Source organism: Bradyrhizobium sp. USDA 4541, from assembly GCF_024171085.1.
Lineage (GTDB): Bacteria > Pseudomonadota > Alphaproteobacteria > Rhizobiales > Xanthobacteraceae > Bradyrhizobium > Bradyrhizobium australafricanum.
Window position 1 is genome coordinate 117,070 of record NZ_JALJZF010000001.1, and the last position, 25,138, is coordinate 142,207.

At 66.0% G+C, this 25,138-nt stretch carries 21 protein-coding genes; 10 read left to right on the plus strand and 11 right to left on the minus strand.

What is annotated here, in order from left to right:
* Positions 1-29 precede the first annotated feature (29 nt).
* Positions 30-998, plus strand: coding sequence for a tripartite tricarboxylate transporter substrate binding protein (locus tag J2R80_RS00545; protein ID WP_076827779.1), 969 nt, complete (start codon positions 30-32; stop codon positions 996-998).
* Between the two features lie 8 nt (positions 999-1,006).
* Here the strand turns inward: J2R80_RS00545 and J2R80_RS00550 are convergent, their stop codons facing one another.
* Entirely contained in the window at positions 1,007-1,900 is an 894-nt protein-coding gene (locus J2R80_RS00550) for a LysR family transcriptional regulator (RefSeq protein WP_076827672.1), read from the minus strand.
* A gap of 92 nt (positions 1,901-1,992) precedes the next feature.
* On the opposite strand from J2R80_RS00550, the gene J2R80_RS00555 reads away from it, so the two are divergent.
* Positions 1,993-2,745 carry a sulfite exporter TauE/SafE family protein gene (locus J2R80_RS00555; protein ID WP_141339587.1) on the plus strand — a complete coding sequence of 251 codons (753 nt, stop codon included), beginning with the start codon at positions 1,993-1,995 and terminating at the stop codon, positions 2,743-2,745.
* Between the two features lie 30 nt (positions 2,746-2,775).
* On the opposite strand, the gene J2R80_RS00560 is transcribed toward J2R80_RS00555, so the two are convergent.
* Complete coding sequence (locus J2R80_RS00560) at positions 2,776-3,411, minus strand: LysE family translocator (protein ID WP_076827676.1); 636 nt, start codon at positions 3,409-3,411, stop codon at positions 2,776-2,778.
* A gap of 238 nt (positions 3,412-3,649) precedes the next feature.
* Between J2R80_RS00560 and J2R80_RS00565 the strand changes: the two genes are divergently transcribed.
* Together J2R80_RS00565 and J2R80_RS00570 are read left to right on the plus strand one after the other, a co-directional pair.
* Positions 3,650-5,449: an adenylate/guanylate cyclase domain-containing protein gene (locus tag J2R80_RS00565; protein WP_076827678.1), complete on the plus strand. Its 1,800-nt coding sequence runs from the start codon at positions 3,650-3,652 to the stop codon at positions 5,447-5,449.
* A gap of 60 nt (positions 5,450-5,509) precedes the next feature.
* Positions 5,510-6,169 carry a hypothetical protein gene (locus J2R80_RS00570; protein WP_076827680.1) on the plus strand — a complete coding sequence of 220 codons (660 nt, stop codon included), beginning with the start codon at positions 5,510-5,512 and terminating at the stop codon, positions 6,167-6,169.
* Positions 6,170-6,232: 63 nt separating this feature from the next.
* On the opposite strand, the gene J2R80_RS00575 is transcribed toward J2R80_RS00570, so the two are convergent.
* Positions 6,233-7,180, minus strand: a complete 948-nt coding sequence (locus J2R80_RS00575) for an alpha/beta fold hydrolase (RefSeq protein ID WP_057016251.1) — start codon at positions 7,178-7,180, stop codon at positions 6,233-6,235.
* A 221-nt stretch (positions 7,181-7,401) separates the two neighbouring features.
* Between J2R80_RS00575 and J2R80_RS00580 the strand changes: the two genes are divergently transcribed.
* Positions 7,402-7,878 (plus strand): Hsp20 family protein, encoded by a 477-nt coding sequence (locus tag J2R80_RS00580; protein WP_076827682.1) that lies wholly within the window; start codon positions 7,402-7,404, stop codon positions 7,876-7,878.
* Positions 7,879-7,960: 82 nt separating this feature from the next.
* On the opposite strand, the gene J2R80_RS00585 is transcribed toward J2R80_RS00580, so the two are convergent.
* Complete coding sequence (locus J2R80_RS00585; protein ID WP_076827684.1) at positions 7,961-8,794, minus strand: hypothetical protein; 834 nt, start codon at positions 8,792-8,794, stop codon at positions 7,961-7,963.
* A 470-nt stretch (positions 8,795-9,264) separates the two neighbouring features.
* Here J2R80_RS00585 and gltB point away from each other — a divergent pair, with 470 nt between their 5' ends.
* Positions 9,265-14,001: a glutamate synthase large subunit gene (gene gltB, locus J2R80_RS00590; protein ID WP_076827686.1), complete on the plus strand. Its 4,737-nt coding sequence runs from the start codon at positions 9,265-9,267 to the stop codon at positions 13,999-14,001.
* A gap of 136 nt (positions 14,002-14,137) precedes the next feature.
* Positions 14,138-15,595, plus strand: a complete 1,458-nt coding sequence (locus J2R80_RS00595; RefSeq protein WP_076827688.1) for a glutamate synthase subunit beta — start codon at positions 14,138-14,140, stop codon at positions 15,593-15,595.
* Positions 15,596-15,771: 176 nt separating this feature from the next.
* On the opposite strand, the gene J2R80_RS00600 is transcribed toward J2R80_RS00595, so the two are convergent.
* Entirely contained in the window at positions 15,772-17,460 is a 1,689-nt protein-coding gene (locus J2R80_RS00600; protein ID WP_253588152.1) for an outer membrane beta-barrel protein, read from the minus strand.
* Positions 17,461-17,720: 260 nt separating this feature from the next.
* Here J2R80_RS00600 and J2R80_RS00605 point away from each other — a divergent pair, with 260 nt between their 5' ends.
* Positions 17,721-18,728, plus strand: a complete 1,008-nt coding sequence (locus tag J2R80_RS00605; RefSeq protein WP_057016246.1) for an SIS domain-containing protein — start codon at positions 17,721-17,723, stop codon at positions 18,726-18,728.
* Between the two features lie 100 nt (positions 18,729-18,828).
* On the opposite strand, the gene J2R80_RS00610 is transcribed toward J2R80_RS00605, so the two are convergent.
* Complete coding sequence (locus J2R80_RS00610; protein WP_076827692.1) at positions 18,829-19,368, minus strand: carboxymuconolactone decarboxylase family protein; 540 nt, start codon at positions 19,366-19,368, stop codon at positions 18,829-18,831.
* An 87-nt stretch (positions 19,369-19,455) separates the two neighbouring features.
* Between J2R80_RS00610 and J2R80_RS00615 the strand changes: the two genes are divergently transcribed.
* Positions 19,456-19,791, plus strand: a complete 336-nt coding sequence (locus J2R80_RS00615; protein WP_076827694.1) for a helix-turn-helix domain-containing protein — start codon at positions 19,456-19,458, stop codon at positions 19,789-19,791.
* A 189-nt stretch (positions 19,792-19,980) separates the two neighbouring features.
* Here J2R80_RS00615 and J2R80_RS00620 read toward each other — a convergent pair whose 3' ends face one another.
* From J2R80_RS00620 to hemH, 3 genes are all read right to left on the minus strand, one after another.
* Positions 19,981-20,427 carry an NfeD family protein gene (locus J2R80_RS00620; RefSeq protein ID WP_057016243.1) on the minus strand — a complete coding sequence of 149 codons (447 nt, stop codon included), beginning with the start codon at positions 20,425-20,427 and terminating at the stop codon, positions 19,981-19,983.
* A gap of 41 nt (positions 20,428-20,468) precedes the next feature.
* The gene (locus J2R80_RS00625) at positions 20,469-21,473 is read right to left on the minus strand and encodes an SPFH domain-containing protein (protein ID WP_076827695.1); all 1,005 of its coding nucleotides are present in this window, start codon (positions 21,471-21,473) and stop codon (positions 20,469-20,471) included.
* A gap of 198 nt (positions 21,474-21,671) precedes the next feature.
* Positions 21,672-22,709, minus strand: a complete 1,038-nt coding sequence (hemH, locus tag J2R80_RS00630; RefSeq protein ID WP_057016241.1) for a ferrochelatase — start codon at positions 22,707-22,709, stop codon at positions 21,672-21,674.
* A 114-nt stretch (positions 22,710-22,823) separates the two neighbouring features.
* On the opposite strand from hemH, the gene J2R80_RS00635 reads away from it, so the two are divergent.
* Complete coding sequence (locus J2R80_RS00635; protein ID WP_016842609.1) at positions 22,824-23,222, plus strand: MAPEG family protein; 399 nt, start codon at positions 22,824-22,826, stop codon at positions 23,220-23,222.
* Positions 23,223-23,380: 158 nt separating this feature from the next.
* Here J2R80_RS00635 and J2R80_RS00640 read toward each other — a convergent pair whose 3' ends face one another.
* Both J2R80_RS00640 and J2R80_RS00645 read right to left on the minus strand, forming a co-directional pair.
* Positions 23,381-24,496 (minus strand): nickel/cobalt transporter, encoded by a 1,116-nt coding sequence (locus J2R80_RS00640; RefSeq protein ID WP_194295350.1) that lies wholly within the window; start codon positions 24,494-24,496, stop codon positions 23,381-23,383.
* The gene (locus J2R80_RS00645; protein WP_076827781.1) at positions 24,493-25,131 is read right to left on the minus strand and encodes a DUF1007 family protein; all 639 of its coding nucleotides are present in this window, start codon (positions 25,129-25,131) and stop codon (positions 24,493-24,495) included. The genes J2R80_RS00640 and J2R80_RS00645 overlap by 4 nt, the downstream gene beginning before the upstream one ends.
* Positions 25,132-25,138 lie beyond the last annotated feature (7 nt).

Below are 25,138 nucleotides of genomic sequence, written 5' to 3' on the forward strand. Positions count from 1 at the left end.
CGCAACCAGAAAAGCCAGGGATGGGCGACATGACGATGCGCGGCAGGCTGCTGGCAGCCCTTCTCCTGCTTCTCGCGCCCGTCACGGCTTTCGCCCAGGATTTCCCGACCAAGCCGCTCCGGCTGATCGTGCCGTTCCCGCCCGGCGGGCCGAACGACATCATCGCGCGGGTGATCGGGCAGAAGATCTCGGAGCTCGCAAGGCAGCCCGTGATCGTCGACAACCGCGCCGGCCAGGGCGGCGTGCTCGGCACCGACGCGGTCGCGAAGGCGGCGCCCGACGGCTACACGGTGGCGATCGCGAGCGCCGGCGCGCTGGCGATCAGCCCCAACATGGAGAGGGTTGCCTACGACACGCTGAAGGATCTCGCGCCGGTGACGCTGGTCGCGACCGTGCCGGAGATGCTGGTGGTCGCCGCCAACGTGCCGGCGAGGAACATGAACGAACTGGTCGCGCTCGCCAGGGCGCAGCCGGGTAAGCTCAACTTCGCCTCCTCCGGCCCCGGCAGCCTGCCGCATCTCGCCTGCGAATTGTTCAAGCTGACGGCCAAGATCGACATCGTGCACGTGCCCTATCGCGGCGCCGCGCCGGCGGTGAACGACATGTTGGGTCAGCAGGTGCAGATGACCTTCCTCGACCTGCCGGTGATCCTGCCGCAGATCAAGGCGGGCGCGCTGCGGCCAATCGCGCTCGGTGGGCGCGAACGCGCGCCGACCGCACCCGACGTGCCGACCACCGCCGAGGCCGGCATGCCCGAACTGGTCATCGAGAACTGGTACGGCGTGGTCGCGCCCGCACGCACGCCGCCCGCGATCGTCGCAAGGCTGAACCAGCTCGCCACCGCGGCGATGGCCGATCCGATGGTCAAGCAGAAGCTCGCCGAGCAAGGCCTGACGCTGGCCGGCGACACGCCGGAGCATTTCCGCGACTTCATCGCCGCCGACATCAGGAAATGGGCGAAGGTGATCCAGGACGCCGGCGTGGTGACGACGAAATGAGCCAGCCGTCAGCGCTGCGCTTCGGCGCGCAGATAGTCCACAAGTTGCTTGGCCGCCCGCGGCAGCGCCTTGAAGCTGCGCGCGCAGATCGTCAGCCGGCGGTTGGCCCAGGCGTCGCGGATCCTTATCGTCGTGATCGGCATCGACGCCGCGCAGCGCCGCGCCGCGGTCTCCGGGATCACGGCGATGCCGACATCGGCGGCGACCATCTGGCAGATCGCGTCGAAGCCGCGCAGGCGGGCGCGGAAGCGCAGCCGCGCCCCGAGCTTTGCGGCATGCCGCGAGATATGAACCTGCAGCGCGGATGTTGCCGTGAGGCCGACGAAATCGCGGCCGACCACTTCCTGGAAGTCGATCTGGCGGCGGCCGCCGAGATCGCCGCGCCGCGACGCCACCAGCATCAAGCGGTCCTCGCTGAACAGGAAGCGCTCGACGCTGTCGGGCAGCGCGTGCTCCGCGGCGAAGCCGAGATCGGCGGCGCCGCTGGCGATCGCGGTCGCGATATCGGTGCTCTCGCGCTCCTCGACATCGACGCTGATATCGGGATGCTCGTGCAGGAAGGCCGCGAGCGCGCGCGGCAGATGCTCCGACAGGCCCGAGGTGTTGGCGAGCAGCAGCACGTTGGCGCGCACGCCGCTGGCATAGGCGGCGAGATCGCTTTGCAGCGCCTCGACATTGTGGATCACGATGCGGGCGTGGCCGAGCAAGCTCTCGCCCGCCGCAGTAAGTTCGACGCCGCGGCGGCCGCGCTTGAGCAGCGCGACGCCGAGCGCTTCCTCGAGGCCCTTGATCCGCTCGCTGGCCGAAGCCAGCGCAAGGTTCGCGCGCGCCGCGCCCTGGGTGATGCTGCGCGCATCGGAAACCGCGATGAACAATTGCAAATCGGTCAGGTCGAACCGCATGACGTTTCCCACCCCATACCTTCGGGTCGTCCGAAGGCTAACTCCGTAACCTCCAGATTGTGCCGTTCGCATCGATCGGTCAATGTGCCGCCATGGTCGACCATCTCCTGATCTTCATCGCTTTCGCGTTCCTGCTCGCCGGCTTCGTCAAGGGGACGCTCGGCCTCGGCCTGCCGACGGTCGCGATGGGGCTGCTCGCGACCACGATGGCGCCGGGCCAGGCGATTGCTATCGTGATCGTGCCGGCGATCGTCACCAATATCTGGCAGACCTTCGTCGGCCCCTATCTGCGCGACATCATCAAGCGGCTGTGGCCGTTGATGCTCGGCACCGTGGCGGGCATCTGGATCAATGCCGGGCTGCTGACCGGGCCATACGCGGCCTACGGCACCGTCGTGCTGGGCGTGCTGCTGGTGATCTACGCGATCGTCGGGCTGAGCAGGTTCAACTTCAAGGTCGCGCAGCGCGACGAGAAATGGATCGGCGGCATCGTCGGCGTCATCACCGGGCTGATCTCGGCGGCGACCGGCGTTCAGGTCATCCCCTCGATGCCGTTCATGCAGGCGATCGGCATGGAGAAGGACGAACTGGTGCAGGCGCTCGGCGTGTTCTTCACCACCGCGACCGTGGCGCTCGCCTTCAACCTCACGGCCTCGGGCCTGCTGACGGCAGCCACCGCACTGCCCGGCGCGGTCGCGATGGCGGCGTCGTTCACCGGCATGTTCATCGGCCAGGCGGTTCGCACACGGATGCACCCCGAGGTGTTCCGCCGCTGGTTCCTGATCTCGATGATCCTGCTCGGCATCTATCTCGCCGGCAGCGCACTGCTCAAGATCCACGGCTAGAGCGGCAAAGCGAGAGCCTCAAGGCGCGAGCTAGCGCGCCTCCAGCGTCGCGACGCGGACGCCGAGATAGATGAAGAGCGCGCCGAGCGAGCGGTTGATCCAGGCGATTACGCCGGCCGATTGCCTGATGCGGCCGGCAGCCCGCGCCGCGAAGGCCGCAAGACCAAGGCACCACAGCGTGCCGCCGGTGATGAAGATCAGCCCGAGCACCAGGAAGGCGAGCGTCTTGTGCGGCGAATCGGCCGCCACGAATTGCGGCAGGAAAGCCAGGAAGAACAGCGCCACCTTGGGGTTGAGGATATTGGTCAGCGCCCCCTGCCAGAACACACGCGAGATCGAGGTCTCGCCGCCCTGCCCCGTGATGTCAGCGACTGGCCTGGCGCGCGCCAGCAGCATCTGCAGACCGGTCAGCACCAGATAGGCCGCGCCGACCAGCTTGACGGCCAGGAACGCGGTCGACGAGGCCATCAGCAGCGCCGACAGTCCGATCGCCGCACCCAGCACATGAACCAGGCAGCCGCAGCTGATTCCGATCGCCGCAGCGGCTCCGCCGCGCCATCCGAGCTGAATCGTGCGCCCGATGATATAGGCGGTATCCGGCCCCGGTGTGACGTTGAGCAGCAGGCCGGACAGGACAAACAGCCAAAGTTCGTGAATTCCCAGCATGGCAGTGAGATTAACCTATGCAAGTAACCGCCCGGAAAGGATGATCAGCCAGCCGGCGCCATCCCAGCGACACACGAATTCAGTAGAGAAACCACTGTACGATCCGTTGGTCGCATGCCAATTCCTGCTACTATGCATTATAGGTGCCTGCAAACCGGGCTTCCGCCGGACCCGGCCTGTCTTGTAAGTATCGGATTCGGTCACCTCGGCTAAGTGGCCATTCCAGGGCACAGGAGACATGGAAAGACGGCTCGCTGCCATTCTTTGCGCTGACATCGCCGGCTATTCCCGCATGATGGGTGCCGACGAGGCGGGGACGCATGCCTCGTTCAAGGCGCACCGCAGCGCGATTTACCCGATCATCCTCAATCATGGCGGCCGAATCGTCAAAAACACCGGCGATGGCTTCCTCTTGGAATTTCCGAGCATCATCGGCGCGATCGAGGCCGCCGTCGCGATGCAGACCCTGATGGCCGAGCGCAACGAACATTTGCCGGCCGACCGCGCCATGCACTTCCGGATGGGCGTCCACATGGGCGACGTGATGGCCGACGAGGACGAGGTGTTCGGCGACGACGTCAACATCGCAGTCCGTCTCGAGACGGTCGCAACGCCCGGCGGCATCGCGGTGTCGGACAAGGCCCGCACCGAAGCGGGACGGCGGCTTGCCGTCACCCTCGTCGACGCCGGCCCGCACCGCTTCAAGAACATCGCCGAGCCGGTCAATGTCTGGACCTGGGCGCCGGCCGGATCCGATGCCCAGGAGCAGGTTCCGGACGACGGCCCGCATCTGCCGGGGCAATACCGGACCGCAATCGTCGGCGTGCTGCCGTTCGACAATCTGAGCGGCGGCGCCGACGAATATTTCTCGGACGGCCTGACCGAGGACCTGATCCACGCGCTGTCGCTGCAATCCTTCTACCGCGTGCTGAGCCGCAACTCGACCTTCGCCTACAAGGGCAAGAGCGTCTCGACGCGGCTGATCGCGCGCGAGATCGACGCGACCTATCTGATCCAGGGTTCGGTACGGCGCGCCGGCAACAAGATCCGCGTCTCCGCCGAGCTGATCGCGCCCGAGAAGGGCGAGCAGCTGTGGACCGGCCGCTACGACCGCGACATGGGCGACCTGTTCGCGATGCAGGACGAGATCACCGCGAATCTCTCCGCCGCCGTCGCGCAGGAGATCTATCGCGCCGAAGCATCGGCACCGGCGCGCTCGCCGAACGCCGAACTGACGGCGTGGGATCGCTTCCTGAAGGGGCTGTCGCACTACTACCAGCAGACCAAGGACGATTGCGAAACCGCGATCGCGCTGTTCAAGGAAGCGATCGAGCTCGACCCCGCGCTGTCGATCGCGCGCGCCTATCTGGCGCTGATTCAGATCCAGAGCATCCAGTTCGGCTGGATTCCGAGCACGCGCGAATTGTGGGCCTCGTCGGTCAGCCTGGCCGAGAGCAGCGTGCGGCTCGACCCGCGCTCCTCGTTCGCGTTTTCGCTGCTGGCCTATCTGCACGCGATGCAGGGCCATTACGAAGCCGCGATGGACGCCATCAAGCGGGCGATCGAGCTCAACCCCTACGACATGGGCGCGCGCGGCGTGCTGGGAATCTGCCACATGGTGATCGGCGATCATCGCAAGGCGGTCGATCTGTTCTCGACGGCGGTCCAGCGCGGCAACAGCGACCCGCGCTACCAATGGGCCGCGCTGAACGCATTCAGCCATTATCTGCTCGGGCAATATGACGCGTCGCTGTCGTGGTCGCGCGAGGGGCTGTATCTGAACCCGAACCATCTGCAGTGCCTTGCGGTGCGCACCGCAGCGCTCGCCCAGCTCGGCCGCGCCGACGAGGCCGCGCAGGCAGCCGAGGCCCTGCTCGCCAACCATCCCGAGCTGACGGTCGAGCGTCACTTGCGCAATTTCCACTGGAAGAACCCGGCCGACATCGCGCATTATCGCGACGGCCTCTTGAAAGCCGGGCTGCCGTTCGGCAAACTCGCTCTGGTTGCATCCACCTCGAAATTCGCCGTCGACTCCTGAGCGAATTCATCCACCGGTAATGGATGCTTTTTAAGCTGAAGCTTTTCAGGATGTGGTTTGATGTCCGATACGGCTGCAAGCGCGGCGCCCGCCCCGCGGATTTCTCCTGACAATCCGTGCCCGTTCCTGCGGGCGCTCGCCGCCGGCAACTATGTCGGCGGCCATATCGTGCCGCTGCCTGAACTGACCGGGACCATCGGGCGCGCAACCGGCAAGACCGGGTTCGAGGGATTCACCGCGCGGGCGAAGATCTTCATGGTGGCGCAGATCGCCAACGGCCTCGGTCCTTTCAGCCAGCTGCGCAGCCTGTTCCAGGGCGCCATTCTCGACGCGTTACGCAACGGCCCGCTCGACAAGCACGGCGCCGGCTCGCGCATCCTCGACCAGCACGCGGTGGTCCATGAGGACGAGATCGCGCGGCTCGCGACCTTCGGCAGCGACCACAAGGCACCCGACGGCAGCGTCGAACGCGGGCTGTCGGCCGCCGAGATCAAGACCTTCATGGCGGCGAACTTCCAGCGCGCCAAGGACGAGCATCCGCCGTCCTACGGCATCCTGCACTGCTACTATCCGCTCCTGATGCTAGGCGAGTGGCCGGTGCTGCTCGACATCATGGGCAAGGGCGAAGGCAAGGACCGCTATCTCAGCGTCGCCGAGGTCAGGACGCTGTTCGTGGACAAGCGCTTTCCTGACCGGATCGTCGCGCTGCTACAGCGCTAGATTTTTGTTGGACGCGTTTTCTTCACGCGAACCGGTTTCCCCTTCGCTCGAAAACGCCATGTTTCACTTGAACAGCGGCGTGCCCGGCACGAACGCATCGAACGCCGCCCAGAATTGGCCGCGGTAGCGGTCCTGCTCCTGCAGGATTTCGTGCTTGGAGCCGGCGATCACCAGATGCGAACCGGCGCGCAAGTGATAGGCGAACTCCTCGATCGCGGCCGTCGACACCACCTCGTCATTGCTCGCCGCCAGCATCAGGATCGGCTGGCGGATTTCGGACGGATACGACGTGCCGCGGAAGGTGCGCATCGCGGTGAACGCGGTGTCGGCCCATGCGATCGTCGGCGCCGCGATGCCGAGCGTCGGATCTTCTTCCAGGATCGCCGCGTTGCGGGCATGGCGCACCGGATCGCTGGTGACGGGATTGCCGATGAAGGGCGCGAGGCCGACCAGTTCGTCGCTACCGCCGGGAACATAGCGGCCGCCCTGCCCGGCCAGCCGCATGATCCGAAGCAGCGCGCTCGGGAAGAACGACACGCGGCGGCGCGGCAGGTCGATCATCGGCGCCGACAGCACCATGCGGTCGAACCAGCGCTTGCCGGCATGCGCGAGGCGCAGCATCACCGCACCGCCCATCGAATGCGCCAGCGCGAAATAGGGCGGCGGGCAATCCGGCAGCACCACCTGCTGCACGAAGGTCTCGACGTCGACCTCGTAGTCGGCGAAGTCGCGCACATAGCCCTTGCGGGGATCGCGCAGCCGGCGCGACGAGTGGCCCTGCCCGCGCCAGTCGATCATCGCCACCGCAAAGCCACGGTCGCGCAGATCGCGCACGGTCTCGAAATATTTTTCGATCATCTCGCCGCGCCCGCCGAACACGCAGACCGTGCCCTTGCGGCCGGGCGGCGGCGCCCAGCGCGCAAAGCGCAGCTCGGCCCCGTCTGGTGTCTTGATGGTACCACTGACAACGTCGTCCGGAACCGGGTTGGCGGGAATCGAGACGAGCGTCATGAAGGGGACCGGAGTGGTGAGACAGGGTGGAGATCAAGGACGCCGGCGCCGAAAAATGCGACGCGGTTTGCGCCTCTTGAACGCGACGTGACCCCTCCCATATCATTTCCGTGCAGGCCGCTACCAGTGCTTCGGAACCGAAACATCAGGCTGCACACATCTAAGCCCGGCCCGATGGCGGGCGGGTAACTGAAACAGTCGCTCAATGGAGGACTATTCCTATGCGTAGCTACGACCTCACTCCGTTCTATCGTTCCACCGTCGGCTTCGACCGCCTCTTCAACCTGCTCGATCAGGTGACCTCGGACGGCAGCCCCGGCTATCCCCCCTACAACATCGAGCGCACCGGCGAGAATGCTTACCGGATCAGCGTTGCGGTCTCCGGCTTCTCGCAGGCCGAGCTTTCGATCGTCGCGAAGGAGAACACGCTGACGATCAAGGGCGAGAAAACCGCCAACGAGAACTCCGGCAACGGCGCCGAAGTGCTCTATCGCGGCATCGCCTCCCGCGCCTTCGAGCGCGTCTTCCAGCTTGCCGACTTCGTGCAGGTGAAAAACGCTTCGCTCGAGAACGGTCTGCTCCACGTCGATCTCGTCCGCGAGATTCCCGAGGCCAAGAAGCCCCGCAGCATTCCGATCGGCGGCGGCGAGAAGGCTCCGCAGGTCGTTGACGGCTCGGCCGGCAAGGTCGCCGCCTAAGCAACAAACCCCGCGTCAGCAGATATTGGCTGATCGCGAAAACGCCCCGGGAAACCGGGGCGTTTTTTGTTGCCGGTAACCGCTACTCCAATCCCTGCACCTTGGGCATTGCCTGGGTCGGCAGGATCGCGGGAGCGGGCGCCGGCGGCGGCGCACCCTGACCGATGGTCGGAGCCTCGGCTTGCTGGACGGCTTGCTGCGCAGCCTGGGCCTCGGCCGGCTTCGGGGCTGCGGCCTGCTCGGCCGTCGCGGGTGCAGCTGCCTGGGCAGGCTGCGGCGTGGCCGCCTGCGGGACGGCGGCCTGGGCCGCCGGGGCGGGAGCCTGGGCTGCCGCCGGCGCTTGGGCTGCCGCCGGAGCCTGGGTCGCCGGAACCTGAGCCGCCGGAACCTGGGCTTTGGCCCCCAGCGGGTTCCGCTTCGGCACCGGCACGCGGCTGGCGACATGCGGGATCGGGAGTGGCGGGCGCGGCACCCGGGCCTGGATCGGCCGCGGCATCGGCCCGACGGGACCATCGGTCGCGCTCATTTCCTCTTCGTAATTGTCGCCGAGCCGGGAGGCCGGCGTGAAGCGGATGATGTGGCCGTCACGGGCATCGATCACCAGCCGGCCGTCGTCGCCGCCCTGGTCGATCACCGAGATCGTGTAGACGAACCCGCGCTGCCGGGGCGCGCCAAGTGGCAGATAGCCGTTCTCGCGGAGCACGGTATAGACCTCGACCGGCGGCAACAGGCTCGGGACCCGGCCAAAGCGCGGCGGCGGCGGAACCTCGGGCATGGCGGCATAGGGCCCGTCCATGTCGGATACCCTGACCAGAAGCGGGCTGCCGATCCGGGCGGACGTCGCCAGCTGGGCCTCGGCCGAGGCTGCGCTGAGCGCGAGGGCGGCGGCAGCAACCGAACCTGTGAACAACTTCATCGCCGTAACTCCTGTCTGCCCCGCCTTGGAGCGTTTCCGCTCTCTTGCCGGCTTGCCCGGGGCAAAACTTCAGTTTCAAATTCGGCGGTCCTTGGTCCCTCCTTGGGCCAGATCACGGCGTGTTTGCTTCGAATCGGGGGCGCCTCATGCCCGCCGAGCCGTTCGATCCGAGCATGCGGGCGAGGACTTCCTCGCGCTTGTGTGATAGACAAAAATTTGGCAAGGTCTAAGTTAGGACAGTAAAGCTGTCTCAATTTCGAGGCCATCCCGGCATAGGGATTGCAACGAGACCTCGGCGCCCCGAGCTCCGAGAATGCTGCAGGCAGGGCCGTCCCTCAGGGGACGTTGAAACGCCCGTCGTCTGAATTTAGGAAAATGCGGCTCGCGGCGGACGAGCGGTGGCCCGGTGGGTGCCGCAACGTCCAAGGTGCGCCAAATACGGTGGGGCCCTTACGAAAGGGAGAGGACACATGAGCGGGTCGGAATTCGAGCGCGAAAACATCGTGGCAGGAACGCTGTCGGCGACCGCGGACTCGAAAGCCGCCGAGCCCGCGCGTGAGTTGCATACTTGGCGCCCCGAAGCCGAGGGCCTGTACGATCCCAGCCTGGAAAAGGACTCCTGCGGCGTCGGCTTCATCGCCAACATCAAGGGCCAGAAGTCGCACCAGATCGTCTCCGACGCGCTAAACATCCTGTGCAACCTCGAGCATCGCGGCGCCGTCGGCGCCGACCCGCGCGCCGGTGACGGCGCCGGCATCCTGGTGCAGATCCCGCACGCCTTCTTCGCGCGCAAGACCGCGGAGCTCGGCTTCAAGCTGCCGCAGCCCGGCGAATACGCCATCGGCGCGCTGTTCATGCCGCGCGATGCCGCGTGGCGGAACGTGATCAAGAGCATCATCGCCGACGAGATCAAGAACGAGGGCTTCAAGCTGCTCGGCTGGCGCGACGTGCCCAGCGACAATTCATCGCTCGGCGTCACCGTGAAGCCGACCGAGCCCTACCACATGCAGGTCTTCATCGGCCGCAATGGTGCGGCCAAGACCGAGGACGATTTCGAGCGCCACCTCTACATCCTGCGCAAGTCGATCTCGCAGGCGATCTATCAGCGCCGCGACCGCGGCATGGCGGGCTACTATCCGTGCTCGCTGTCGTGCCGCACCGTGATCTACAAGGGCATGTTCCTCGCCGACCAGCTCGGCAAGTACTATCCCGACCTGCATGAGGCCGACTTCGACAGCGCGCTGGCGCTGGTGCATCAACGCTTCTCGACCAACACCTTCCCGACCTGGTCGCTGGCGCATCCCTACCGGATGATCGCCCATAACGGCGAGATCAACACGCTGCGCGGCAACGTCAACTGGATGGCGGCGCGACAGGCTTCCGTGCATTCGGAGCTCTACGGCAAGGACATCAGCCGCCTGTGGCCGATCTCCTATGAGGGCCAGAGCGACACCGCCTGCTTCGACAACGCGCTCGAATTCCTAGTGCAGGGCGGCTACTCGCTGCCGCACGCCGTGATGATGATGATTCCGGAAGCGTGGGCCGGCAATCCCCTGATGGATGAGCAGCGCCGCGCGTTCTACGAATATCATGCCGCGCTGATGGAGCCGTGGGACGGCCCGGCCGCGATCGCCTTCACCGACGGCCGCAAGATCGGCGCGACGCTCGATCGCAACGGCCTGCGCCCGGCGCGCTATCTCGTCACCAAGGACGACCGCATCGTGATGGCGTCCGAAATGGGCGTGCTGAAGATTCCGGAGGACCAGATCGTCACCAAGTGGCGGCTGCAACCCGGCAAGATGCTGCTCGTCGACCTCGAGCAGGGCCGCCTGATTCCCGACGACGAGATCAAGGCCGACCTCGCCAAGAGCCATCCCTACAGCGACTGGCTGCATCGCACCCAGATCCAGCTCGAGGAGCTGCCGGATGCGCCGGCCAAGGGCGTGCGCTCCAACCTGCCGCTGCTCGATCGGCAGCAGGCGTTCGGCTACAGCCAGGAAGACATCGCGATCCTGATGACGCCGATGGCGGCCACCGGCGAGGAAGCCGCGGGCTCGATGGGCAACGACACGCCGATCTCGGCGCTGTCGGACAAACCGAAGCAGCTGTTCACCTACTTCAAGCAGAACTTCGCGCAGGTGACGAACCCGCCGATCGACCCGATCCGCGAGGAAATCGTCATGAGCCTCGTCTCGATCATCGGGCCGCGGCCGAACCTGTTCGACCTGCAGGGCGTCGCCTCGACAAAGCGCCTCGAGGTGCGGCAGCCGATCCTGACCGACGCCGATCTGGAAAAGATCCGTTCGATCTCCGACGTCGCCGAGACCCATTTCAAGTCGCGCACGCTCGACACCACCTTCCACGCCGGGTTCGGCGCGGCGGGCATGGAGCAGGTGCTCGACGAGCTCTGCGCACGCGCCGAGGGCGCGGTGCGCGAGGGCATCAACATCATCATCCTGTCGGACCGCATGACCGGCACCGACCGGATTCCGATCCCGTCGCTGCTGGCCTGCGCCGCCGTGCATCATCACCTGATCCGCACCGGCCTGCGCACCTCGGTCGGCCTCGTCGTGGAATCCGGTGAGCCGCGCGAGGTGCATCACTTCGCCTGCCTCGCCGGCTACGGCGCCGAAGCGATCAATCCCTATCTCGCGTTCGAAACCATCCTCGCGATGAAGGACCGGCTGCCCGGCGCGCTCGACGACTACGAGATCGTCAAGCGCTACATCAAGTCGATCGGCAAGGGCCTGCTCAAGGTGATGTCCAAGATGGGCATCTCGACCTACCAGTCCTATTGCGGCGCGCAGATCTTCGACGCGGTCGGCCTGAAGGCCGACTTCGTCGCCAAGTATTTCGCCGGCACCCACACCCGAATCGAGGGCGTCGGCCTCGGCGAAATCGCCGAGGAGACCGTGCGGCGTCATACCGACGCGTTCGGCGACGGCCAGATCTACAAGAGCGCGCTCGATGTCGGCGGCGAATATGCCTACCGCACTCGCGGCGAGGACCATGCCTGGACCGCGGAATCGGTCTCGACGCTGCAGCATGCCGTGCGTGGCAATTCGCAGGAGCGCTACCGGGCGTTCGCCAAGATCCTCAACGAGCAGTCCGAGCGTCTCTTGACGCTGCGCGGCCTGTTCCGGATCAAGAGCGCCGAGGACGACAAGCGCAAGCCGGTCAAGCTCGAGGACGTCGAGCCGGCCAAGGACATCGTCAAGCGGTTCTCGACCGGCGCGATGTCGTTCGGCTCGATCTCGCGCGAGGCGCACACCACGCTCGCGATCGCGATGAACCGGATCGGCGGCAAGTCGAACACCGGCGAAGGCGGCGAGGAGTCCGACCGCTTCAAGCCGATGCCCAACGGCGACAGCATGCGCTCGGCGATCAAGCAGGTCGCCTCGGGCCGGTTCGGCGTGACGACGGAATACCTCGTCAACTCCGACATGATGCAGATCAAGATGGCGCAGGGCGCCAAGCCCGGCGAAGGCGGCCAGCTGCCCGGCCACAAGGTCGATGCCACGATCGCCCGCGTCCGGCATTCGACGCCGGGCGTCGGCCTGATCTCGCCGCCGCCGCATCACGACATCTACTCGATCGAAGACCTCGCCCAGCTGATCTACGACCTCAAGAACGTCAATCCGGACGGCCAGGTCTCGGTCAAGCTGGTGTCGGAAGTCGGCGTCGGCACGGTTGCCGCAGGCGTCGCCAAGGCGCGCGCCGACCATGTCACGATCGCGGGCTTCGAGGGCGGCACCGGTGCCTCGCCGCTGACCTCGATCAAGCATGCCGGCTCGCCGTGGGAGATCGGTCTTGCCGAGACCCATCAGACGCTGGTGCGCCAGCAGCTGCGCAGCCGCATCGCGGTTCAGGTCGACGGCGGCTTCCGCACCGGCCGTGACGTCGTGATCGGCGCGCTGCTCGGGGCCGACGAGTTCGGCTTCGCCACCGCCCCCCTGATCGCGGCGGGCTGCATCATGATGCGCAAGTGCCACCTCAACACCTGCCCGGTCGGCGTCGCGACCCAGGATCCGGTGCTGCGCAAGCGCTTCACCGGCCAGCCCGAGCACGTCATCAACTACTTCTTCTTCGTCGCCGAGGAAGTCCGCGAGATCATGGCGCAGCTCGGCTACAAGACGTTCGACGAGATGGTCGGCCAGGTCCAGATGCTGGACCAGACCGCGCTGGTCTCGCATTGGAAGGCCAAGGGCCTCGATTTCTCCAAGCTGTTCGTGCGGCAGAAGGAGGAGAAGGGCCAGACGATCTATCACTCGGAGAGCCAGAACCACCATCTGGAAGCCGTGCTCGACCGCCGGCTGATCGAGAAGGCGCAGGCCGCGCTCGATCGCGGCGCCCCGGTCAAGATCGAGGAAGAGATCAACAACACCGACCGCTCCGCCGGCGCGATGCTGTCGGGCGCGGTGGCCAAGATCTACGGCCATGCCGGCCTGCCGCTCGACACCATCCATGTCGGCCTGAAGGGCACGGCGGGACAGGCGTTCGGCGCCTGGCTCGCCAAGGGCGTCACCTTCGAGCTCGAGGGTGAAGGCAACGACTATGTCGGCAAGGGCCTCTCGGGCGGCTGCATCATCGTCAAGCCGCCGAAGATCTCCGGCATTGTGCCGGAAGAGTCGATCATCGTCGGCAACACCGTGATGTACGGCGCGATCGCGGGTGAGTGCTACTTCCGCGGCATCGCCGGCGAGCGCTTCGCGGTGCGCAACTCCGGCGCGGTCGCCGTCGTCGAGGGCGCCGGCGATCATTGCTGCGAGTACATGACCGGCGGCATCGTCGTGGTGCTCGGCAAGACCGGACGCAACTTCGCGGCCGGCATGTCCGGCGGCATCGCCTATGTGCTGGACGAGGCCGGCGACTTCGACAAGCTCTGCAATCTTTCGATGGTCGAGCTCGAGCCGGTGCTGTCGGAGGAGATGATCAACGCCGACACCTACCACCACTCCGGCGATCTCGAGGCGCATGGCCGGGTCGACGTGTTCCAGAACCTGCTCGACTCCGATGTGGAGCGGCTGCACGTCCTGATCACGCGTCACGCCAAGCTGACCGGCTCGAAGAAGGCGGCGGAGATCCTCGCCGACTGGAAGAGCTGGCTGCCGAAATTCCGCAAGGTGATGCCGGTGGAGTACCGCCGCGCGCTGAAGGAAATGAAGGCCAACGCCGACGCCGAGCCGAAGATCGCGATCGGCGCGTAGGGTTCATCACGCGTCATTCCGGGGCGCGCAAGGCGCGAACCCGGAATCTCGCAAGGCAACTTCAAGATTCCGGGTCCGCGCCTTCGGCGCAGCCCGGAATGACGGAACAACTGAGATGCAGGGGCATCGGGTTTCAATGGGTAAGATCACAGGTTTTCTCGAGATCGAGCGGCATGACCGCAAGTACGAGCCGGTCGCCGATCGACTCAAGAACTTCAGGGAATTCGTCATTCCGCTGAGCGAGAAGGACACGCGCGACCAGGCTGCGCGCTGCATGAATTGCGGCATCCCCTATTGCCACGGCACCGGCTCGACCGCGCCGGGCACGCCGGGCTGCCCGGTCAACAACCAGATTCCCGATTTCAACGATCTCGTCTATCAGGGCAACTGGGAAGAAGCCTCGCGCAATTTGCACTCGACCAACAATTTCCCCGAATTCACCGGCCGCATCTGCCCGGCGCCGTGCGAGGCGTCCTGCACGCTCAACATCGACGACAACCCGGTCACCATCAAGACCATCGAATGCGCGATCGTCGACCGCGCGTGGGACAATGGCTGGCTGAAGCCGGAGATCGCTGCCGTTAAGACTGGCAAGAAGGTCGCCGTGATCGGCTCGGGTCCCGCCGGCATGGCCGCCGCGCAGCAGCTCGCGCGCGCCGGCCACGAGGTGCACGTCTACGAGAAGTTCGCCAAGGCCGGCGGCCTGCTGCGCTACGGCATTCCCGACTTCAAGATGGAGAAGGGCATCATCGATCGCCGCGTGGCGCAGATGGAAGCCGAGGGCGTCACCTTCCACTACGGCAAGGCCGTGGGCGGCTCGACGCCCGGTGCGATCGATCCGCAAGAGCTCGCCAAGCAGTATGACGCCGTGGCGCTGACCGGCGGCGCGGAAGCCCCGCGCGACCTGCCGATTCCCGGCCGCGAGCTTTCCGGCATCCACTTCGCGATGGACTTCCTGCCGCAGCAGAACCGCCGCGTCTCCGGCGAGCCGCTGAACGGTGCCGCCGACATCCTCGCCGGCGGCAAGCATGTCGTCGTGATCGGCGGCGGCGATACCGGCTCGGACTGCATCGGCACCTCCTTCCGGCAAGGCGCAAAGTCGGTGACCCAGCTCGAGATCATGCCGGCGCCGCCCGAGCACGAGAACAAGGGCGTGACCTGGCCGAACTGGCCGCTGAAGATGCGCACGTCGTCGAGCCAGGCCGAAGGCGCGGTGCGCGAATTCGCCGTGCTGACGACCAAGTTCGAAGGCGTCGACGGCAAGGTGACGAAGCTGCATTGCGTCAAGGTCGACGATAAGTTCAAGCCGCTGCCCGGCACCGAGTTCACGCTCGACGCCGAGCTCGTGCTGCTGGCGATGGGCTTCGTCCATCCGGTTCACGAGGGCCTGCTCAAGACGCTGGGCGTCGAGCTCGACCAGCGCGGCAACGTCCGCGCCTCCCTGCAGGACTACCAGACCTCGCGCGCGAAGATCTTCTCCGCCGGCGACATGCGCCGCGGCCAGTCGCTCGTGGTCTGGGCGATCCGAGAAGGCCGCCTGTGCGCGCGCTCGATCGACACCTTCCTGATGGGGAAGACCGATCTGCCGGGGTAAGCGCGTCAGCCGCCACGCCACTGCACCCACACACTGAACTGTCATCGCCCGCGAAAGCGGGCGATCCAGTATTCCAGAGACGTCAAGGCTTGAACGGACAGGCCGCGGCGTACTGGGTGCCCCGCCTTCGCGGAGCACGACACCTCATTTGAGATGCGACTCGCGCATCCTCACCGCTAATTCTGCACCCGCACGCCGAGCATCACCACCGTCGACGCCGAGCTCTGTCCCGGCTGGTTGGAATCCAGCCAGTCGCGGCGCAGCGTGCCCTTGATCCAGAGGCTGCGGGTCATCTTGTAGATCAGGTCGCCTGACACCGAGTAGACCGTGTCGGTGCGGTTATCGCCCTGGTAATCGAGCGTGCCGTAGGTGAACTTGCCGATGCCGGTCAGCCAGCGACGGAAGTCGTGATCGACCTCGACGGTGTAGGTGCGTGACAGCATGCCCGAGGTGCCGGGCAGCGTGGTCTCGCCGATCTGGGTGTCGGAATAGAACTTTGCGGTGGTCAGCGGCGTCGCGGTCCAGGTCAGCGAGGCCGTGGTGAGCAGGCCTTCGAGTCGGCTAAGCCGCGGGTCGACATAGTCGCGCATCGCATAGCCGATCGAGATCTCACCGAACAACAGCCGGGTGAACTCGAACGACGTACCGACCTTGGCATAACCGCCCGACGAATTGCGCGCGTAACCGTTGCGGTCGAGATAGAGATCGTGGAAGCGACTGTCGCCCTCGACTTCGACAAAGGGCTTCACGGCTGGATTGAGCTCATAGCTGACACGGCCGACGCCACCGTATTGGGTGAAGTTGCGGTCGTCGTTCGACGAAGAGGTGCCGTCGGTGAGCTTCGACCATTGGTAGTCGGTGCGGTCGATGGTGCCGCCGAGCGAAACCTGCATGCGGTTGAAATGCTGGTCGATGCCGAAGGTGCCGCCGACCGTGGTGTAGATCGGATATCTGGCGAGGCCGGCCTGCACGTTCGGGCTGCCGGGATTGTCGGTCGAGACCAGCAGGCGGGCCTGCCCCAGCAGATGCGTGTCCTTGGTGACGTCGACACGGCCGTCGATATGGCCGGTGAAATTCGGACGGTCGATGTCGAGCGGCGCCGACAGCGGCGTGCCGTCGGCGTTCGGCGTCAGCCCGGAGCCATAGCCGTTGAAGGAGCCGCGCAAATCGGCGACGACGGCGTGACGCTCCCAGTCGGAGACCGCGAGGAATTCCGGCGCGACCATGTAGAACGCCCTGCCCTGCGGCGAGTAGAGCCGACCGGGGTTGGTGTCGTAGCCGGCCATCACCTCGACCGCGGTCTTGACCATGAACGAGCCGGCATAATCGCCGACCGCGCCGAACGGATCGTCGTCGATCTTGAGCCGCTTGCGCGGCGGCTGGCCGACGATGGTGCCGGCCATCGCCGGCGGCAGCGGCGTCTTGTTGGCGGTCTCCGAGGGCGGGATCGACAGCCGCAGCTGCCCCGTGGCGTTCAATGGCGCCGACGTCGGCGGCGGCGAGCCGGGTCCCGCCGGCGGCTTCGGTTTGGCCTGACCCGGATAGTATTTCGGCTTCTGGCGCTTGCGGTTGAGCGAGTCATAGCCCGACGTCGAGGCGCCGTTCGCCGCGGGGAGCCCGTAGGTCGGGACCTGCCCGATCCGCGTCGTCGATGTTGATGTCGATGAAGACGGGGAGGAACGGCGTTCGCGATCGGCGTCGGGCAGCCTCAGGCCGTTGAGCGGATCCATGGCGTCGGCCGTGGTCCGGCGCAGCGGCGAATCCTGCGTGATCACCTGGCTCTGGCGATTGGGGCTGAACAGATCGGGCGTCACGGTCTGGGCCGCGGCGAACCCGGTGGTCACGGTCAGCGCCAGGACGGTCACGGCAGGGCATGGCAAAACCGCGCGGACGAGGCGTCCACGCCGGTCTTGGCCGCTTGCTGGCCGCCGCAACACGATGGAAAAACTCCAACGAATTCACATACTTGTCGGACGAACTCCACCGGGCGGCGGAAAACGTCGTTAATGGAGTTAAAACAATTATGGTTAATGAGCCGTTGAGGATCGGCCGCCGCGCGTCGCATCGCGGAATCGAACGTGCTAAGGGAGACGCCCGGGTGCAAAACCCTCCCTTGGAATCCTAAATGGCCAAACCGAAACCGCTGATGACCAAATCATCCGGCCCCGATGACGGCGCCGTTCAATCGGCGCTCCGCACCCTCGATGCCGAAGCAAGCGGCGTCGCAGCCCTCTCCGCGGCACTGAAGTCCGACCTCGGCGCGCCGTTCGCCGCCGCGTCCGAGTTGATCGGCAATGCCAAGGGACGGCTGATCGTCACCGGGCTCGGCAAGTCCGGCCATATCGGGCGCAAGATCGCGGCGACCTTTGCCTCGACCGGCACGCCGGCGTTCTTCGTGCACGCAGCGGAAGCGAGCCATGGCGACCTCGGCATGATCACGATCGATGACGTGATCCTGGCGCTGTCATGGTCCGGCGAGCAGCCGGAGATGCGCAACCTGATCGCCTATGCCGCCCGCTTCGGCATTCCGCTGATCGCGATGACGGCCGACAAGGACTCGACGCTGAGCAAGGCCGCCGACGTGCAGCTGACACTGCCGAAGGCCCGGGAGGCCTGCCCGCACAATCTGGCGCCGACCACGTCCTCGCTGATGATGCTGGCGCTCGGCGATGCGCTGGCGATCGCGCTGCTCGAGGGCCGCGGCTTCACCTCGACCGATTTCAGCGTGCTGCATCCGGGCGGCAAGCTCGGCGCGCTCCTGAAATATGCCCGCGACCTGATGCATGGCGGCGACGCGCTGCCGCTGAAGCCGCTCGGCACCAAGATGTCGGATGCGCTGGTCGAGATGACCTCAAAGGGTTTTGGCTGCGTCGGCATCGTCGACCGCCACGGCCATCTCGTCGGCATCGTCACCGACGGCGATCTGCGCCGGCAGATGCGTCCCGACCTTTTGACGCTGTCGGTCGACGAGGTCATGACCAGGACGCCGAAGACGATCAGCCGCGACACGCTGGCCGGCGAAGTGCTGGAGCTGCTCAACGCCTCGAAGATCACGACGCTGATCGTGACCGACGCCAAGAAGCCGGTCGGCATCATCCATCTGCACGATCTGCTGCGGGCGGGCGTGGCGTAGAGCCGCGCTTTCTTCCGTCATTGCGAGCGAAGCGAAGCAATCCATCTCTCCCCGCGCGGAGACGTGGATTGCTTCGTCGCTTTGCTCCTCGCAATGACAACTATGCTGGAAATCTTGCCGCGGTTTCTTCCAGCGGCAGGGCCAGCGCGTTGGCGAGGTAGGAGACCGTGCGGTAGAAGCCGCACAAGAGGATGATCTCCAGGATCTGGTCCTCATCGTAATGCGCCAACAGCGCCGCGAATTCCGCGTCATCCAGCGTCGCGCGGACATGCAGCGCGTCGACTGCCGCGATCATTGCTTGTTCGGCCTGCGACCAGCAGCCGGCATCGGCCGCACCGCGCACGGTGGCGTGGACCTGCTGCTCCGTCAGTTCGGCGGCTGCGCCGAACGCTGTGACGTGGACGCCCCATTCGTATTCGCAGGCATTGAGTGCGCAGGTGCGGTCGATCACGATCTCCCGCTCCCTGAGCGACAACGGCCCGCGGTCCAACAGGCTGCCGCCGCGAAACTTCTCCCAGGCGCGCGGATGGCCCGCCATCACGCGGAACAGCATCAGCGGCGGCTTGCCGCGCATGATGCGGTCGAAATGCTGTTGAACGTCCGCCGGATAGGGCGGATCGAGCGGCGCGAGGCGTGACATGGCCTGATCCCGTTGCTACATTTAATGTAGCGATACGCTACAATATCTGTAGCGACTCGCAAGAGGGATTCGAAAGGATTTCGCGGCATGCCGAAGCAGGGCCCAGTCACAAGACCCGGCGTCCGCGGCTCGCGGTCCGGCCGCCCCATCATGGCGCTGCTCGATCTCTTGGGACGGCGCTGGACCTTGCGCATCATCTGGGAGCTGCGCGAGGGCGCGCTGACCTCGCGCGCGCTGCGCACGGCCTGCGACGAGGCCTCGCCGACGATCCTGCAGACGCGATTGACGGAGCTGCGCGAGGCCGGCTTCGTCGAGCTGACGGAGGATGGTTACGGCCTCACCGCGCTCGGCCGCGAGCTATTTGCGACATTCACGCCGCTCAACCGCTTCGCCGAGCGCTGGAGCAAGCAGGGCGGCAGCTAGACCTCGGCGGCCGTCAGTGTGTAGCCCGCATGAGCGGAGCGACATGCGGGATCGGTTTCCCCGGGTATCGCGGAGCCTGTCATCGGGCGCGCATACGCGCGACCCGTTGGCTCACCCGGGCTACGGATTACTCGCCCGAAGCAGCATCCGACGCTCGGGGCCGAGTCGTCGTCGATGGCTCAGGCCAGACTAAGCGATCGCCACCGTCAGGCTGGCGCCGTCGGCGCGGACGACCTTCACCCGGCTGCCGGCCGGCGCATCGGGGCCGGCGACGCGCCACACCGTATCGTCGATCCGCACCGTGCCTGATCCGTCAACGATCGGCTTCTCCAGCGTGAATTCGCGGCCGACCAGGGCTTCGTTGCGGCGGTTGAGGAAGGGATTGGTCTTGCTTGCCGCCGTCGCGCCCTTCGCGAAATGCCGCCACGCCGGCACCGCCAGGGCGGCGAACACTGCGAACATCAAGAGCTGTATCTGCCAGGACGGCGTGAAGGCGAACGACAGCAGGCCGACCAGCAGTGCCGCGAGCCCGAGCCAGAACAGGAACACCCCGGGCGCCACAAGCTCCAGCGCCATCAGGATGAAGCCGAAGATCAGCCAGTTCCAGGTACCCAATGTCGAAAACATCTCGGCCATGACGTGACCTCTACCATTGCGGGCGCGACGCCGTCACGCCCTTACCGCTGCGGCGGCACCGGAGGCGGCGCCGTCGGGCCGGCCGGCGGCACTGAGCCGCCGCGCCGTGCTGCGGCCGTAGCGGACGCCGCACTCTCGCCGAAGGTAGCGCGGGCGATCTCGCCGATGCCGGCCAGCGAGCCCAGCACACTCGAGGTCTCGATCGGCAGCATCAAGACCTTCTGGTTCGGCGATTCCGCGAGTTGGCCGAACGCCTTGATATACTTGTCGGCGATGAAATAGTTCAGCGCGGCGACGTCGCCCTTGGCGATCGATTCCGACACCATCTGGGTAGCCTTGGCCTCGGCCTCGGCAAGCCGTTCGCGCGCCTCGGCGTCGCGGAAGGCGGCCTCGCGGCGGCCCTCGGCCTGCAGGATCTGACCCTGCTTGGCGCCCTCGGCGCGCAGGATTTCGGATTGCCGCTGGCCCTCGGCCTGCAAAATGTCGGCGCGCTTGACGCGCTCGGCCTTCATCTGCCGGCCCATCGCCTCGACGAGGTCGGCCGGCGGCACGATGTCCTTGATCTCGATGCGGTTGACCTTGACGCCCCAGGGCGACACCGCGGCGTCGACCACGCGCAGCAGCCGCTCGTTGATCTCGTCGCGATGCGACAGCACCTGATCGAGATCCATCGAGCCCATCACCGAGCGGATATTGGTCATCGTCAGGACGGTGATCGCCTGGTTGAGATTGGCGACCTCGTAGCTCGCCTTGGCGGCATCGAACACCTGGTAGAACGCGACGCCGTCCACGGTCACGGTGGCGTTGTCCTTGGTGATCACCTCCTGCTCGGGGATGTCGATCACCTGCTCCATCATGTTGATCTTGCGCCCGATGCGATCGAAATAGGGCACGATCAAATTGAGGCCGGGCGACAGCGTGCGGGTGTATTTGCCGAACCGCTCGATGGTCCAGTCAAAACCCTGCGGAACGGTCTTGATCCCGGCGAACAGCGTAACGATGACGAGAAGAACAAACGCGATCGCGAAAACGTCGAAGCCAGTCATAAAGTCCTCCAGGGCCGGCGAGACCGTCGCCAGTCACGGTCGTGCATTGGTCGGCAGGACCGCTCCGCCGGTTCAGCCGGCTGTTGTTCTCCCTAGCACATAGGAAGCTGCTGTCGGATGACCAGATGCCAACGAATGCCCGTGCCCGGTGTCACGGATCGTTAACAATCAAATCCAGCCTTGTTAAATCCAGCCTTGTTAGATCCAGCCTTGCAGCTCGCGCAGCACGAGCTGGCGGATCACGTCCATGCCGCCGTCGCTGTCGTTGAGGCAGGGGATCGCCGCGAATTGCTCGCCGCCATTGTGCCGGAAGATCTCGGCATTCTCCTGCGCGATCTCCTCCAGCGTCTCCAGGCAATCGGCGGAGAAGCCGGGCGTGACCACGGCAATGCGCCGCACGCCGTCCTTGGCGAGTTTCTCGACCGTCTTGTCGGTATAGGGCTGCAGCCACTCGGCCTTGCCGAAGCGCGACTGGAAGGTGAGGATCAGCCGGTTGGCATCGAGCCCGAGCCGCTTGCGCAGCGCATTGGTCGTGGCGATGCATTGCGCCTGATACGGATCGCCCTTGTCGACATACTCCTTCGGCATGCCGTGGAACGACGCGACGATGATCTCGGGGTGGAACGGCAATGTCGCGAGGTGCGCATTGATCGAGACCGCAAGCGCCTCGATGTAGTCGGGATCGTCGTAGTAAGGCGGCGTCACCCGCAGGATCGGCTGCGCGCGCATGCCGGCCAGCACGCGAAACGCCTCATCGCAGACCGTCGCCGACGTCGCGGCGGAATATTGCGGATAGAGCGGCACCACCAGCAGCCGGCCGCAGCCCTGCGCCGCCAGCGCCTCGATGCGCTGCTTGATCGAGGGGTTGCCGTAGCGCATCGCCCAGTCGACCACGACGTGGTCGTGATCGGCGATCGCCTCCGCCAGCTTGTCGGCCTGCGAGCGCGTGATGGTCTTCAGCGGCGACTCGTTCTTCTCGGTGTTCCAGATCTTCAGATAGTCGCGCGCCTTGCGGGCCGGACGGACCCGCAGGATGATGCCGTTGAGGATCAGCTTCCAGAGCAGGCCCTGATCCTCGATCACCCGCGGATCGGACAGAAATTCCTTGAGATAGACCCGCACGCCGGCGGCATCCGCCGTATCGGGCGTGCCGAGATTGACCAGCAGCACGCCGACGCGTTCCGGCTTCGGCGCCGCGGCAGACTTCGCGCTCTCGAAGGGGATCACCGTGCTCATGATGGCCTTGCGCTTGATATCCTTCGCCTGGGAGCTTTGGGCTTCGCGCGTTGCTCCAACCTTGTCAAGCCGAGTGCGGGTTGGCTACGTTCCCCTGCGGAATAAGGGGGAACCATGACGATCGCCGAATGGTGCGTCTTCGGGACGCTGATGCTCTCGCTGCTGACGATCGTGTCGGTGAAGTGGACCGGCTTCCGCAGCTTCGACAATGCCAGGCCGCGCGATCCCGACTTCTACGACGACCCGATCCGCTCGCGGGCGCTCGGCGCGCACCAGAACGGCATCGAGGCCTTCCCGTTCTTCGCCTTCGCCGTGCTGCTCGCCGAATTCCGCGTCGGCCCGCTGCGGCTGATCGACGAGCTCGCCGTGCTGTTCCTGATCGTGCGGATCGCCTACGTCTTCACCTATATCGGCAATCGCCCGACGCTGCGCTCGATCCTCTGGAGCATCGGTTTCGCGATCAACATCGCGATCTTCCTGCTGCCGGCGATCAGGGGCTATCTGACGAGTTGAGCCTGTTTCTTCTCCCTCTCCCCGTTCTTACGGGGAGAGGGCTGGGGTGAGGGACCGTCTCCGCAAATTCGATGGAAGCGAGCGTGCGGAGACTCCCCCTCACCCGAAATTCGCGCACGCGAATTTCGACCTCTCCCCGCAAGCGGGGCGAGGTGACTTCAAAGGCACGTCGCGCGCTCGGCCGCGATGTAGCCGAACAGCAGCCCGAGCCCGAACAGCAGCACAAGGCCCGCGGCGGCGAACTCCAGGCCGCGCATGATGACCATGCCGCCGCCGTCGCGCGCCGCGCTCAGCCGCTCCGCCACGCCGCGCGCCGACACCGCGACCAGCGCGATCGCCGCCACCGTGATGGCGGTGCCGAGCCCCATCACGAAGGTCGCGGCAATGCCGGCCCAGAACAGGCCCTGCGCCAGCGCGAACACCAGCACCAGGATCGCGCCCGAGCAGGGCCGGATCCCGACCGTGAGGATCGCGCCGAGCCCCCGCCGCCAGCCGCCAGGACCGGCGAGCTCGGCCGGCGTCGGCCCGTGCGAATGGCCGCAATGCTCGTCATGGACGTGCTGCGCGTCATGCCCGTGATCGTGACCGTGATCATGATGATGCCCGTGATCGTCATGCGCGTGACGGTGATGGTGATCATGGCGGTGGTCGTGGTGATCGTGATCATGGTGGTCGTGATGATGCGCGCCGGCCATCGCCAGCGCCGGCCGCGGCGCCTGCAGGGCGCGGAAGAAGCTGCCGCCCTTGACCCAGACCAGCCGGGCGCCAAACGCCGCGATCAGCGCGTAGCTTGCGATCTCGATCGCCTTCTCCGCCCCGCACATCGTCTTCGCGGTCGCGTTGAGCAGCCAGGCACAGATGCCCACGATGAGAACGGCGACCACCGACTGCATCAGCGCCGAGGCGAACGACAGCACGATGCCGCGCCGCGCGGTCTCGCGATTGGCGACCATGTAGGACGAGATCACCGCCTTGCCGTGGCCGGGGCCGGCGGCATGGAAGATTCCGTAGGCAAAGGAGATCGCAAGCAGGGTCCAGACCGCCGAACCGTCGGATTTCGCGGCGCGGATCGCCTGCGAAATCTCGCGATAGAACTCCGACTGTTTCGCCAACAGCCAGCCGACCAGCCCGCCCTGCGACTCCGCCGCGCGCGGCGCACCGAACGGATTTTGCGCCAGCAGCGCATGAACGGCGCCATCGAGCAGCGCAAACGCCGCCAGCACGGCCGCGGCCACGGCGAGGCCGCGCGTCACGCGCGAGACGATTGGCGTCATGGGCACTCCACCGAGACCTTGTTGGCGAACATCATGCCGAAATTGCCGTTGCCGCCGTCGAGAAAGGTCTGCTCGCCGAGCTTCTGCGCGGCGGCGGTGCCGTCGCTATTCGGCCGCTCGAACTGCATCTTGCAGCCCGCCGCGGCGCCGACCAGCTTGACCGGCTCCTTCTCGGCATACTGAAAGTCGATGAAATAGGTCGGGTCGAACACTTCGAGCGCGAGCTGCCGGGCCTTGAACGGCGTCTTCACCGGCAAGGTGAAGTGCAGCGTCAGCGCCGAATCCTTGTATTCGAGGAAGTAGTCGACCGGTTCGGTGAACTTCTGCTTCTTGCCGTCGCCCTTGGCGAAGGTGAAGTAGGCGTATTCCTTCAGCGACTCGACATTGGTCTGCGCCAGCGGCGCCAGCTCCTCGCGGCTGTAGGCGCCCTTCACCTTGGTCTCGATGCCCTGCAGCGCGTAGGTCGAGAACATGTCGTCAAACGTCCAGGCGTGGCGGACTCCGGTGATGGTGCCGTCGGGCGCGTAGATCAGCTCGCTCCTGGCGACGATCCAGACATGCGGATGAGCCTCGGCGGCCGCCGTGCCGAGCACGACGGACGCCGCAAGCACGAGCCAGCCGATCAGCCGGTTCAACGACGGC

What these genes read in the sequence shown, in the direction of transcription:
- J2R80_RS00585 (WP_076827684.1), bottom strand. Translation starts at nt 8,794, where the DNA reads ATGAAGTTGTTCACAGGTTCGGTTGCTGCCGCCGCCCTCGCGCTCAGC.
- J2R80_RS00560 (WP_076827676.1), bottom strand. Translation starts at nt 3,411, where the DNA reads ATGCTGGGAATTCACGAACTTTGGCTGTTTGTCCTGTCCGGCCTGCTG.
- J2R80_RS00605 (WP_057016246.1), top strand. Translation starts at nt 17,721, where the DNA reads ATGGCCAAACCGAAACCGCTGATGACCAAATCATCCGGCCCCGATGAC.
- J2R80_RS00570 (WP_076827680.1), top strand. Translation starts at nt 5,510, where the DNA reads ATGTCCGATACGGCTGCAAGCGCGGCGCCCGCCCCGCGGATTTCTCCT.
- J2R80_RS00625 (WP_076827695.1), bottom strand. Translation starts at nt 21,473, where the DNA reads ATGACTGGCTTCGACGTTTTCGCGATCGCGTTTGTTCTTCTCGTCATC.
- J2R80_RS00620 (WP_057016243.1), bottom strand. Translation starts at nt 20,427, where the DNA reads ATGGCCGAGATGTTTTCGACATTGGGTACCTGGAACTGGCTGATCTTC.
- J2R80_RS00565 (WP_076827678.1), top strand. Translation starts at nt 3,650, where the DNA reads ATGGAAAGACGGCTCGCTGCCATTCTTTGCGCTGACATCGCCGGCTAT.
- hemH (WP_057016241.1), bottom strand. Translation starts at nt 22,709, where the DNA reads ATGAGCACGGTGATCCCCTTCGAGAGCGCGAAGTCTGCCGCGGCGCCG.
- J2R80_RS00640 (WP_194295350.1), bottom strand. Translation starts at nt 24,496, where the DNA reads ATGACGCCAATCGTCTCGCGCGTGACGCGCGGCCTCGCCGTGGCCGCG.
- J2R80_RS00595 (WP_076827688.1), top strand. Translation starts at nt 14,138, where the DNA reads ATGGGTAAGATCACAGGTTTTCTCGAGATCGAGCGGCATGACCGCAAG.
- J2R80_RS00635 (WP_016842609.1), top strand. Translation starts at nt 22,824, where the DNA reads ATGACGATCGCCGAATGGTGCGTCTTCGGGACGCTGATGCTCTCGCTG.
- J2R80_RS00580 (WP_076827682.1), top strand. Translation starts at nt 7,402, where the DNA reads ATGCGTAGCTACGACCTCACTCCGTTCTATCGTTCCACCGTCGGCTTC.
- J2R80_RS00550 (WP_076827672.1), bottom strand. Translation starts at nt 1,900, where the DNA reads ATGCGGTTCGACCTGACCGATTTGCAATTGTTCATCGCGGTTTCCGAT.
- J2R80_RS00545 (WP_076827779.1), top strand. Translation starts at nt 30, where the DNA reads ATGACGATGCGCGGCAGGCTGCTGGCAGCCCTTCTCCTGCTTCTCGCG.
- J2R80_RS00575 (WP_057016251.1), bottom strand. Translation starts at nt 7,180, where the DNA reads ATGACGCTCGTCTCGATTCCCGCCAACCCGGTTCCGGACGACGTTGTC.
- J2R80_RS00555 (WP_141339587.1), top strand. Translation starts at nt 1,993, where the DNA reads ATGGTCGACCATCTCCTGATCTTCATCGCTTTCGCGTTCCTGCTCGCC.
- gltB (WP_076827686.1), top strand. Translation starts at nt 9,265, where the DNA reads ATGAGCGGGTCGGAATTCGAGCGCGAAAACATCGTGGCAGGAACGCTG.
- J2R80_RS00610 (WP_076827692.1), bottom strand. Translation starts at nt 19,368, where the DNA reads ATGTCACGCCTCGCGCCGCTCGATCCGCCCTATCCGGCGGACGTTCAA.
- J2R80_RS00615 (WP_076827694.1), top strand. Translation starts at nt 19,456, where the DNA reads ATGCCGAAGCAGGGCCCAGTCACAAGACCCGGCGTCCGCGGCTCGCGG.